Origin of the sequence: Janthinobacterium sp. ROICE36 (genome assembly GCF_002869965.1) — a bacterium.
Lineage (GTDB): Bacteria > Pseudomonadota > Gammaproteobacteria > Burkholderiales > Burkholderiaceae_D > Janthinobacterium.
This window is the reverse complement of the sequence record NZ_PEBS01000109.1, coordinates 1-11418: the sequence shown is the minus strand read 5'-3', so window position 1 is coordinate 11418 and position 11418 is coordinate 1. Positions and strand designations below refer to the sequence as shown.

Below are 11418 nucleotides of genomic sequence, written 5' to 3'. Positions count from 1 at the left end.
CGCAAGAGCGATGGCGAGCCTGGCGTGAAGACGATCTGGCTTGGATTGAAGGATGTTCACGTGGCGGCGGAAACGATACGCACGCTACGTGAAATGGACGCGCTCAAGAGTTGTGTATAACGAGGTGCGTTTACCGGCCCGTGATGGTTGACGGGCACGGCGATTAATTCAACACCCTGCTAAGGTTCATTTCTTGGGGAAAAATAAAAACTGGCGCGAACGCGCCAGTGGGGGATATGTCTCCAATCCGCGACACAGGCGCCGGAGCGCCTGTGGGGATGGCTTACTTAAATGATTTGCGCGGCGGGGACTTCGGACGCGCTGGCGCAGGCTTGCGTTCCGTCGTGCCGTCATCGAGACTGATGCGCAGTTTCTGGCCCGAGACCACGACCGATTTCAGGTGGTCGAGGATTTCCGGCGGCATGCCTTCCGGCAAGTCCAGCACGCTGTAATTGTCAAAGATATCGATGCGGCCGATATGCTTGGCTTCCAGGTTCGCTTCGTTGGCGATGGCGCCGACGATGTTGCTTGGCGTCACAGCGTGCTCACGGCCCACTTCGATGCGGTAAGCCGTCACGCCCGGGCGTGGACGTTCCTTCTTTGGCGCGCGCGGCGCGGGTGCTGCCTCGCCCGCGTCCGCTGGCGCATCCTTGAACGCTGGCGCGGACTTGGCGGCAAACGGCTTGCGCGGCGCGGCTGGCGGTGCCAGGTCCGGTGCGTCGCCATCGCGGCTGATACGCAATTGCTGACCAGCAACCCAGACGGACTTCAGCTGATCCAGCAATTCCTTCGGCATGCTGTCTGGCAAGTCCAGCACGCTGTAATCGTCATAGATTTCGATGCGGCCGATGTTTTTCGAATCGATGCCCGCTTCGTTGGCGATGGCGCCCACGATATTGCCCGGTTTCACGCCATGCTGATGACCTACCTCAATGCGGAAGGTTTGCATGCCGGCGTCGGCAGGACGGGAGATGCGTTCCTTTTTCGGGAAGGCAGGACGTTCGCCGCGTTCGCTGCGCTCGTTCCGCTCGAAGCGCTCGCCCCGTTCCGGACGGTCATTGCGTTCGAAGCGGTCTTGGCGCACAGGACGGTCGTCTTGCCATGTGGCTTGCTCGCGCGCCTTGTTCTTGTCCAGCAACAAAGGCACATTGCCACGCGCCATCTTTGCCAGGGCGGCGGCGATTTCGATGGCGGGAATATTCTGTTCGCGTTCGAAATCTTCGATCAGCGACTGGAACTGCTCCAGTTCGCCCAGGGCCAGGGTTTCGCTGATCTGTTCCTTGAACTTGGCGATACGCACATCGTTGACGGCCTGGATCGTCGGCAGTTCCAGCATGCCGATCGGCTGGCGGGTCGAGCGTTCGATGGCTTTGAGCAAGCTCTTTTCACGCGGGGTGATGAACAGGATCGCTTCGCCGCTGCGGCCGGCACGGCCCGTGCGGCCGATACGGTGGGTATAGCTTTCCGGATCGTGCGGCACGTCGTAATTGATGACGTGGCTGATGCGCTCGACGTCCAGGCCGCGGGCGGCCACGTCGGTTGCCACGAGGATGTCAATCTTGCCGTCTTTCAACTGCTGGATCGTGCGCTCGCGCTGCGCTTGCTGGATGTCGCCATTGATGGCGGCAGCCGAGAAGCCGCGTGCCTGCAGCTTGCCGGCCAGCTCTTCCGTGCCCAGCTTGGTGCGGGCAAAGATGATCATGCCGTCAAACACTTCCGCTTCCAGGATGCGGGTCAATGCGTCCAGCTTGTGCATGCCCGACACCAGCCAGTAACGCTGGCGAATGTTATCGGCCGTGCCTGTCTTGGCGGCGACCGTCACTTCGGCCGGGTTCACCAGGTAGGTGGTGGCGATGCGCTTGATGACGGAAGGCATGGTGGCCGAGAACAAAGCCGTTTGATGGCCTTCCGGCGTTTCTTTCAAGATGCGTTCGACATCGTCGATAAAGCCCATGCGCAGCATTTCATCGGCTTCGTCGAGCACCAGCGTCTTCAGCTTGGACAGGTCGAGCGAACCCTTGTCCAGGTGATCGATGACGCGGCCAGGGGTGCCGACGATGACATGCACGCCGCGGCGCAAGGCCGACAGCTGCGGGCCGTAGCTTTGGCCGCCGTAGATCGGCAGCACGTGGAAGCCGGGAATGTGCGCGGCGTACACCTGGAACGCTTCGGCGACCTGGATGGCCAGTTCGCGTGTCGGTGCCAGGACCAGGGCTTGGGGTGAGCTTTGTTTCAGATCAATGCGCGACAGGATAGGCAAGGCGAAGGCGGCGGTCTTACCCGTGCCCGTTTGCGCCTGGCCCAGCACGTCGCGATTAGCGAGCAATAATGGAATCGTGGCCGCCTGGATAGGCGACGGTGTTTCGTAACCGACATCCTTGAGCGCGCGAATCAGCGGCTCGCTCAGGTTAAGGTCGGAAAATAAGGAAATTGGTGTATCAGACATGAAATCACTCACAAGTTCGCTCGAATCGCCCAATGCGAAAGAGTGTATCTGCTAGTTTACTCTTTACTGGACCTTACCGGGTGGCTGCATGCCGCAGAACGCCGTTTTTTGCACCATATCTACCGAAAAAAGCCAGAAAAATCGGTGATCCAGACGCAATTGGCGCGTGATTTTACCAACATTAAATGATACACAACAATGTGCTGCCTACGCCTGTTCTGCGCGGCAATAGCAACGGCGGGTGCTTCCACGCGATGGCGCCCGCCCCGTTTCAGGTGCGCAAGAATTCCAGCAAGTCCTCGTTCAAGCGGTCTTTGTGCGTCGTCGCCAGGCCGTGCGGCGCGCCCGCATACACGAGCAGCTTGCTGCCGATGATGAGCTCGGCCGTGCGCCGCGCCGAAGCGGCGATGGGCACGATCTGGTCGTCGTCGCCATGGATCACCAGGGTCGGCACGTCGAAGCTGGCCAGGTCGCCGGTGAAATCCGTTTCCGAAAATTGCTTGATGCACAGATAGGATGCCGGCATGCCGGCCTGCATGCCTTGTCGCCAGAAACTATCGCGCACGCCCTGCGACGGCTTCGCATCGGGCCGGTTGTAGCCATAGAAAGCCTCGCTCAAGTCGCTGAAGAACTGGCTGCGGTCGGCCTGCACGCCCGCGCGGATAGCGTCAAAGGCGGACAGCGGCAAGCCCAGCGGGTTGTCCGGCGTTTGCAGCATCAACGGCGGCACGGCGCCTACCAGCACGGCGCCCGCCAGACGCTGCGTGCCATGGCGGCCAATGTAGCGCGCCACCTCGCCGCCGCCCGTCGAGTGGCCCACCAGGGTGGCGCCCGTCAAGTCCAGCGCCTCGATCAGCGCGGCCAGGTCGTCGGCATAGGTATCCATGTCGTTGCCGTCGAAGGGCTGGCTGGAGCGGCCATGGCCGCGCCGGTCGTGCGCGATGACGCGGTAGCCGTGCGAGGCCAGATAAAACATCTGGTCTTCCCAGGCGTCGGACGACAGCGGCCAGCCGTGGCTGAAAACGACGGGCGGGCCGCTGCCCCAGTCCTTGTAGTAGATCAGGGTGCCGTCGGCGGTACGCAGGGTATTGCTCGATTGCAAATCGGTGGCAGTCATGGAACGCTCCTAGTCGGTGGGCCAGCGGCCATTGTGGCCGCAATGGCGCGCGCACGCCGCGCGCTACGCTGACGCATTGCGGTAGAGTAAGATTGTCGCTGCTTTGCTTTCCCTTATTCACTTTTGGAGTTGTCATGCGTTTTCCCATCGTCCTCGCCGCCAGCCTGTTCAGCACGGCCGCCCTCGCCCAAGCGCTCGTTGCCGAAGCACCCCTGCGCGCCCATCTGTCTTTCCTGGCCGACGACTTGCTGGAAGGACGCGGCACAGGCCAGCGCGGCGGCGACCTGGCCGTGCGCTACCTGGAAACCCAGGCGGCCGTGGTCGGCTTGCAGCCCTTGCCGGACGGCAGCTATCGCCAGGCGCTGACCATCGTCGGCAGCAAGGCCTTGCCATCGAGCAAGGTGACCTTCAACGCGGGCGGCAAGACGCTCGCTCCCGCCTTCGGCAAGGACATCGTCTTTGGCGCGGCGAATGGCCATGAAACAGTGGCATTCGACGCGCCCGTCGTGTTTGCCGGCTACGGCATCCGCGCACCCGAGGAACGCTGGGACGATTTCAAAGGCATCGACCTGAAAGGCAAGCTGGTCATCATGATGGTCAACGACCCGCAGCCCACCGCTGCCGAGCCGAACCGCTTTGCCGGCAAGTCCCTCACGTATTACGGCCGCTGGGTCTACAAGTACGAGGAAGCGCTGCGCCAGGGCGCCGCCGGCGTCCTGCTGATCCACACGACAGAATCGGCGTCGTATCCGTGGTCGGTGCCCGCCAATGGTTTCGGCCACGAGCGCTTCAACCTGGCGGGCGCGGGCAATGCCATGGAAGGCTGGCTGCAGGAAGACATGGCGCGCGCCCTGTTCCAGCAAGCGGGACAAGACCTGGACGCCTTGCGCGCGCAGGCCGAAACGCGCGCATTCCGCCCCGTGGCCTTGAATGCCACGATCAAGGTGGCAGTCAATAGCCAGATCCGCAGCATCGAGCAATTCAACGTGGCCGGCATCGTGCCGGGCACGGACCCGAAACTCAAGGACGAAGCCGTGATCTATTCGGCCCACTGGGACCACCTGGGCAAGGATGACGAAGGCAGCAGCCAAGGTGGCAAACAGGGCCAGAGTGACCACATCTACAACGGCGCCATCGACAACGCCTCGGGCGCGGCAGCCCTGCTGGCCATGGCGCAGGTGGCCGTGCAACAGCCGGCGCGCCGCACGCAAATCTTCCTGTGGCCGGCCGGCGAAGAAACGGGCATGCTGGGCAGCACGGCCTACACGCGCAAGCCCTTGTGGCCATTGGCGAAAACGGCTGCCGACCTGAACCTCGACAGCATGAACTTCGTCGGCAAGACGCACGACATCGGCGTGGCCGGCGCCGAGCGCAGCAGCCTGTACGCCAGCGCCGCCAAGGTCGCCAAGCGCATGGGCTTGCGCCTGGCGCCGACCATCGCCGACCTGTCCGGCGCGTTTTACCGGGCCGACCATTTTGCGTTTGCCAAGGCCGGCGTGCCCGCCTTCAACGTGGGCTCGGCAGTATTCTCCGGCGACGGCTCCTTCGATTTCGTCAAGGAACCCAAAGCCTCAGGCGAGCGCCTGGTGGCCTTCAAGAAGGATTACCACCAGGTCAGCGATGAATACCACCCGTCGTGGGACTTGTCGGGCATGGTGCAGCAGGCGCAGTTCACCCTGAACCTCGGCTATGAAGTGGCGAACGACAAGAACTTGCCTACTTGGAACAAGGACGAGGCGTTTGGCAAGGTAAAACGCTAGGCACCATGAAGAACACCGGCAAAAGCCGGTGTTTTCATTTAAATCGCCATGATGCGTTTCAGGTCGACGAACGCTGTTTCGTATAAATGTTGAAACGCGCCCACCATGACCTCTTCCACGCCTTCGGCCGCATCGAACTCGCTCGACCATTCCGCCACGCAGGAAGCGACGCCCGGTTCGCCCGTGACGCGCAATGTAGAACGGTAGTTCTTGACGGGAATCGGGCCCGAGACGATGGTGTAGCTGTAGCTCTTGTCCGCTTCGCTGTAGCTTTGCAGGCGTTCGGCGATGACGGCGCCGTCCGTGGTTTTCAGGCGCCGCACGCGGCCGCCATGCTCGGACAAGCTGGTCTTGATGGAGCTCGACCATTCAGCCAGCGACTGGAAGCCGCCGATAAAATCCCACACGCGTTCGGCGCTTGCCGCCAATGTTACAGAAACAATTACTTGGGCCATCTTTAATTCGGTTCCTCATCCAGGTTTGCCGGGCGCCGTGCCCGGCCGGCCGGAGTTGCCCGGCACAGCCGCTATTTTAGCGCCCATGCGGCTTTGCTGCCGAGTCGATGACGCTTGCGGCGCTCCCGCTTACAGATTTTCCGCCAGGAAAATCAAGGAATTGCCGTGCGCGTGGACGGCGGCGCGCTGCTGGTAGCTGTCGCGGTGGGTGCAGTTGAAGCCGTGCTCGGCACCCGGGTAGATATGGATTTCCACGTCTTGCCGGTCTTCGAAGCGTTCGGCGATCTTTTGCACGGCCTCCGGCGAGATATGGCTGTCCTGGCCGCCGAAATGCATGAGCAGCGGCACCTTGATGTCGTCAGCCAGGTCCAGCTTGTTCTGGATGCCGCCGCCGTAATAGGCGATCGCCGCATCGACCAGCCCGGCCGCTGCCGTTTGAAACGACAGCCGACCGCCGAAGCAATAGCCGACGGAGGCCAGCTTGCCCGTCACTTCCGGGCGCGCGCGCAGCACGGCGACGGTGGCGGCGATATCGGCGTCGGCATGCGCATTGTCGGTGGCCTGCATCAGTTCCACGGCGCGCTTCCAGCCTGCTTCGTCATAGCCCAGCTCGATGTGTGCGCCGGCGCGCCAGAACAGGTCGGGCACCAGCACCACATAGCCATCGGCCGCGTACTGGTCGGCCACGGCGCGGATGTGCTCATTGACGCCGAAAATTTCCTGCAACAGGATGATGGCGGGGCCCTTGCCCACATGCGGCACGGCCAGGTAAGCCTGGAAGCTGCCGTCCGGGCCGGCGATATCGATCCACTGCGATGTTGTGCTCATAGAAACTCCAGTCTGAGGTTGGGGGAATGCCACAGCCAGGCATGTTACTGGTTTTTCGCCCTGCCTGCGTCCGCCCGCCTTTTTGTCCAGGCTCAATACAGCTCGCGCAGGTAAAGCACGGGGCCCGACTTGAACACGCCGAACACGGCGCGCCCCAAGGTACTGGGCAGGTACGGCAAGCCGCTGGCAGACACGTCGACGCTGCCCGCCACGCCCGGCGCCAGCAAAAGCAGCTGTCCCTTGGGTGGGGGCAAGACGCCCTGCTTGAATGCATACATGCCGTCTTGCACTTTCAGAATGCCATTGCATGCGCCAGCGCCTGAGGTGAGTCCCTTGCCGCAGTTGGCTAACGTGACCCCGGCATGCCCGAACTGGGTGACGCTGTCGGACACATTGCCCAGCCAGCCGTTATTCCAGTACTGGACCTGCACGGGAAGGCGGATCGGCAAGCGCTCGGAACCGTAGCTGTTGGGCACCATGATGCGGCCCGTGAGCACCGTCAGTTCCCCTTCCGTCCTGGGCGCAGCCGGGCCCGAGCTCACGACATCGCCGCTGGCATACGTGCTGCTGGCGCGAAACCGCACGCCCGTCGGCGGTGCCAGTGCGATCGTTCCTGCAGGCACGGCATAGGCGCCGGGAAAACGGTAGGCGATCGATTGCGTGGCGATGCCAAGAATGAACTTGTCCAGCGCTACTTCCTTGACGGTCGTTTGCGCGCTGCTGCCGTCGGTGAGGCGGCTACCGGCCGGCGCCGCCGGCGGAAAAACGATTTTCTCGTCGGCCGGGGCCAGACCCTGCAGTGTGACAGGCGCCATCAGCGCCTTGGCCCGGCCATCGTAGTTGACGGTGGTTGCGTCCGCGGCATTGCGCGCCGTCACACGCAAATCAAACGGCTGACCGGAATACACATACTTGCCACCCGAACAGATCAGGGGAGCCACGCAGGCGCCAGGAAACTGCGGCTTGCCCGCCTCTGGCTGCGGCACGATTTCAGTCATGAAATGATGCGGGATGAACTGCACCTGCTTGCTCACGCTTGATTCCGCCAAAGCAAGGTTGGCATCCAGGTATCCTTTGGTATTAGCCAGATTGAAGGCGATGGTGATGGTTCCCACTTCCGGCCAGCTCATGTCGCTGCTGGCGACGCCACCATTCTTGAAGACCACGCCACCCTGTATGGCCGGCTTGGCTGGCTGGCCTGGCACGGGAATCTCGCTCGTCGACGGGCTGACGAGGCTGGCCAGCGTAGGCAGCGCCGTCTCTGGCAATTTTTCATTGCCGAAGTTCGGCGTCACGGCGCCCGCGCTATTGAGCGCGCTCATGCTGACCGTCACTGGCGCACCCGCGCGCTGGGTGCTGGCAATGATAGGGACGCTGAACGCGGCCGGAACGACGGTGACAGGTCCGCTGCCCGTCATGCTCAAGCCGGCGTCGCCGGTAGTGGCCGACCCCGTATAGGTGGCTGTCAAATTCAGCTGCCCCACGTCCGCATACGACATGATGGCCGTGGCGACACCCTTGTCGTTGAACGCCAGCTTGACGTTCGCGCCCGCCGCGCTGCAGGCGCTGCTGCTGTTCTGGGCCAGTGGCAGGAAAGCCCCCGTACCCTGCACCAAGACGGGCAAGGTGCCGCTGGCAGGATTGCCATAGCTGCAGACGAGCTTCATATCCTTGCTGGTATTCTGAAACAGGGGCACGCACGCTTGCGGGGTCGGGCTGGGAGCGGCCTGCACGGCGCTGATGCTGAACGCCTGTTGAGTAGCAGAAACATGATTGACGGGAGTGACCGTCAATCCTGTCGCTGCAAAGCTCATGTCGCAGCTGCTGCTGGCGTCCGAAGCGCGCTTGCAGACGAGCGCGCCCGAGGTGCCGGGCACGCTCGTCAGGCTCAGGGTGGCCGTGCCGACCGTGTACTGGCGCACGCTGGCAGTGGCCACGCCGCTGCTGTCGATCTGTGTCGCCGTGCCGCCTGGGCTGACGGTGACATTCGCGCCACCCGTGTATCTGGCGCTGCAGGCGGCATCCGCGCATGCCGTCACCGTCACCGACTGCGGCGCGCATGTCAGGGCCGTGCCCGAATGATCGATCTGGAAATGGTGGGGACCGGCCTGCGTACCCGGTCCGCATTTCGGCCCCATGGGGTCAGTGTAGGGCCAGCCGCTGTTATTCGTCACGCAGCTGCACGGATTGGATGGCGTATACGCCTTGCAGGAGATGGTTTGCTGCACCCGGCCCTGCCAGCCCAGGGTTATGTGGTCGACCAGGGCGTTGCCGGTGATGTAGGCGTTGGAGGAATCGAGGGTCACGTTGCCGCCCTCCACATTGCCCTTGACGCCATTGCCGGAGGCTATGCTGAGGGAATTGCTCGCCTTCACGTCGCCCGTGACAAGCAGGCCGGACGCCCTCAGGTCGATGCTCGGCGACGTCAGGTTGCCCTTGATCTGGCTGCCGGAACCGACGGTCAGCGAGGTGCTGGCCGTGATATCGCCCTGCACCTGGCTGCTGGCGGCATCGATGCTGACGACGGGCGCCCTCGTGGCACCCTTCAAGTTACTGCCCGAACCCAGGCTGAAGGAATTGACGGCCGTCACGTCGCCGGTGATGGTCACGCTGGAACTGGTGGTGATGCTGCTGCCGTTGATGGGGCCAGTTATCGTCGAGCTTGACCCGATGCTGACGCTGCCGCTGGCCTTCACGCTGCCGCTGATGCTGACGTTTGAACTGCTGGTGACGCTGCCGCCGTTGATGGCGCCATTCAGCGTCGAGCCGGAGGAAATGTCGATATTACCCGTGGCCGTGATATTGCCAGTCACTTTCACAGGCGTGCCGCCCAGCGAGACGGATGCCGCAGAGATATCGGCCACGATCACCGTGCCGCTCTGAGCCCCCACATTGAAATTGCCGCCTTTGGCAGTCAGACTGCCACCCGTCACCTTCAGGTTGGGTGGATTGACATTGCTGATGTCGAGATTCCGGTTGACCGTCAGGGCCGCCGTGCCGCTCATGCTCAAGCCCTGGTTGTAGCCGATGTTCACATCGCTGTTGACCGTCACGCCATAGCCGCTGGCGATGACGACGTTGTCGGTGCTGCCCATGCTCAGGCTGGCGCAAGTGTATTGGGTGCTGGCCGCCGGCAGGCTGCAGCCGCCGACGGCGCCGCCATTGAAATTGAGCGTGGCCGCGTTGGCAAGGGCGGAGCCCAGCAGCAATGTCAGGGCGGCAAAAATATGGAGTAAGCGCACGATATCGAGGAATCCGGTGGGTGGGGAGCCAGCGGGCGCGCGGACTATTTCATGCTAATCTACGCCATCGCTGTTGTTGCATTATGGCAGTATTTATCCCCCTCGCGCATATCGCATGATCAAGCCTAGCCCCAAAGAATTCCCCCTGCGCACCGTCGACATCATCGTCTATCCCGGCTTCAAGGCGCTCGAAGCCATCGGCGCCATGAAAGTGTTCGATTACGCCAATACCCATTTGCGCCTGCGCAAGTTGCCCGGCGGCTACGACGTACGCATCGTGTCGACGGCCATCGGCCCCGTCAAGTCCGACACGCTGATGTCGCTGCACGCCAGCAAGGCGCTCGATGTGAACCGCTTGCCCGACCTGGCCGTCATCGTCGGCTGCCACCATGTCGAGCAAGTCTTGCAAGACATCCCCGCCCTGGCCGCCTGGGTGGCCGAGGCGGCGCCCCGCATCACTACCCTGGCGGCGCTCTGCACGGGCTGCTTCTTCCTGGCCGAGGCGGGCGTGCTCGACGGCAAGAGCGCCGCCACGCACTGGAGCGCCGTGGACAGCTTGCGCCAGCGCTATCCATTGATACAGGTCAATGCCGATGCGATTTTCGTGCGGGAAGGGAAATTCTGGACGTCGGCCGGCGTAACGGCCGGCATCGACTTGGCGCTGGCCCTGGTAGAAGACGATTTCAGCCGCGATATCGCGCTGGAAGTGGCGCGCGATCTGGTGGTGTATTTGAAGCGGCCCGGCGGCCAGTCGCAGTTTTCCGTACACCTGTCGAGCCAGATGACCACACATCCGACCATCCGCCAGTTACAGGGCTGGATCATGGAACACCTGGGCGAAGAACTCACGGTGCCCTTGCTGGCGGCCAGGCTGGCCATGAGCGAGCGCAACTTTACGCGCGTATTCCAGCGCGAAACGGGTAGCAGCCCCACGGAATTCATTGAAACGGCCCGCTTTGAAGTGGCGCGCCGCTTGCTGGAAGACAATGTCTCCTCCTTAAAACAGGTGGCCGTGCTAGCGGGCTTGCACAGCGAGGAAAGGCTGCGCCGCCTGTTTCAAAAGAAACTCGCCATCACCCCGCGCGACTACCGCGAGCGCTTTTCCAGCACGGCGCGCTAGGCGCAGGAAGATCAGCGCGACTTGTTGCTGCGCACGTGGCGCGTGGCCAGTTGCTGGCGGTGCCAGGCCAGCGGCGTAAACATCAGCGCGCACAGCAGATAAGTGGCCAGCAGCGCCAGCCAGATGACGGGCGTGGCGAGGATGGCGGCATTACTCCACCACAAGGCCAGCAGGGAAGACAGGGCCGCGCCGAAAAAGATGGGCAGCATGCGGCGCAACGTGGCGAGGTAGGCAGTGGCAAACATGGACGGCTCCCAAAGCAAGGCGGATACCTTCACACTAGCAGGCGCAGGCAGCGAAGTACAGCCTGCCGCCCTGCCCCGCAGGGCGATTGCATGAAGGGTAGGTGCTCGGAGTGACGATAGGGTGAAATATTGCTTGTAAACACGTTGAGAAAGGCGTTTACTCTCGGTATTTGGACGCGTAAATGGCAAACGAACCGATCTCTCT

The 11418-nt window shown here is 62.7% G+C and carries 9 protein-coding genes; 3 read left to right on the top strand and 6 right to left on the bottom strand.

Annotated features, from left to right (window positions below):
* On the top strand, positions 1 to 120 hold a 120-nt coding region (locus tag CSZ94_RS28365), incomplete at its 5' end, for an IS4 family transposase (protein ID WP_219726053.1).
* Positions 121 to 283: 163 nt separating this feature from the next.
* Here CSZ94_RS28365 and CSZ94_RS25595 read toward each other — a convergent pair.
* On the bottom strand, positions 284 to 2446 hold the full coding sequence (locus CSZ94_RS25595; RefSeq protein WP_102124101.1) for a DEAD/DEAH box helicase: 2163 nt from the start codon (positions 2444 to 2446) through the stop codon (positions 284 to 286).
* A 271-nt stretch (positions 2447 to 2717) separates the two neighbouring features.
* Positions 2718 to 3563 carry an alpha/beta fold hydrolase gene (locus tag CSZ94_RS25590; RefSeq protein WP_102124100.1) on the bottom strand — a complete coding sequence of 282 codons (846 nt, stop codon included), beginning with the start codon at positions 3561 to 3563 and terminating at the stop codon, positions 2718 to 2720.
* Positions 3564 to 3697: 134 nt separating this feature from the next.
* Here CSZ94_RS25590 and CSZ94_RS25585 point away from each other — a divergent pair, with 134 nt between their 5' ends.
* Positions 3698 to 5323: a M28 family peptidase gene (locus CSZ94_RS25585; RefSeq protein WP_102124099.1), complete on the top strand. Its 1626-nt coding sequence runs from the start codon at positions 3698 to 3700 to the stop codon at positions 5321 to 5323.
* Positions 5324 to 5361: 38 nt separating this feature from the next.
* Here the strand turns inward: CSZ94_RS25585 and CSZ94_RS25580 are convergent, their stop codons facing one another.
* The 3 genes from CSZ94_RS25580 to CSZ94_RS25570 all read right to left on the bottom strand — a co-directional run bounded on the left by CSZ94_RS25580 (position 5362) and on the right by CSZ94_RS25570 (position 9848).
* Positions 5362 to 5778: an SRPBCC family protein gene (locus CSZ94_RS25580; RefSeq protein WP_102124098.1), complete on the bottom strand. Its 417-nt coding sequence runs from the start codon at positions 5776 to 5778 to the stop codon at positions 5362 to 5364.
* A gap of 129 nt (positions 5779 to 5907) precedes the next feature.
* Positions 5908 to 6606 (bottom strand): dienelactone hydrolase family protein, encoded by a 699-nt coding sequence (locus CSZ94_RS25575; RefSeq protein ID WP_102124097.1) that lies wholly within the window; start codon positions 6604 to 6606, stop codon positions 5908 to 5910.
* Between the two features lie 92 nt (positions 6607 to 6698).
* Complete coding sequence (locus CSZ94_RS25570) at positions 6699 to 9848, bottom strand: polymer-forming cytoskeletal protein (protein ID WP_102124096.1); 3150 nt, start codon at positions 9846 to 9848, stop codon at positions 6699 to 6701.
* A 115-nt stretch (positions 9849 to 9963) separates the two neighbouring features.
* Here CSZ94_RS25570 and CSZ94_RS25565 point away from each other — a divergent pair, with 115 nt between their 5' ends.
* Positions 9964 to 10968: a GlxA family transcriptional regulator gene (locus CSZ94_RS25565; protein WP_102124095.1), complete on the top strand. Its 1005-nt coding sequence runs from the start codon at positions 9964 to 9966 to the stop codon at positions 10966 to 10968.
* Between the two features lie 11 nt (positions 10969 to 10979).
* Here CSZ94_RS25565 and CSZ94_RS25560 read toward each other — a convergent pair whose 3' ends face one another.
* Positions 10980 to 11213: a hypothetical protein gene (locus CSZ94_RS25560; RefSeq protein ID WP_102124094.1), complete on the bottom strand. Its 234-nt coding sequence runs from the start codon at positions 11211 to 11213 to the stop codon at positions 10980 to 10982.
* Positions 11214 to 11418: the final 205 nt, after the last annotated feature.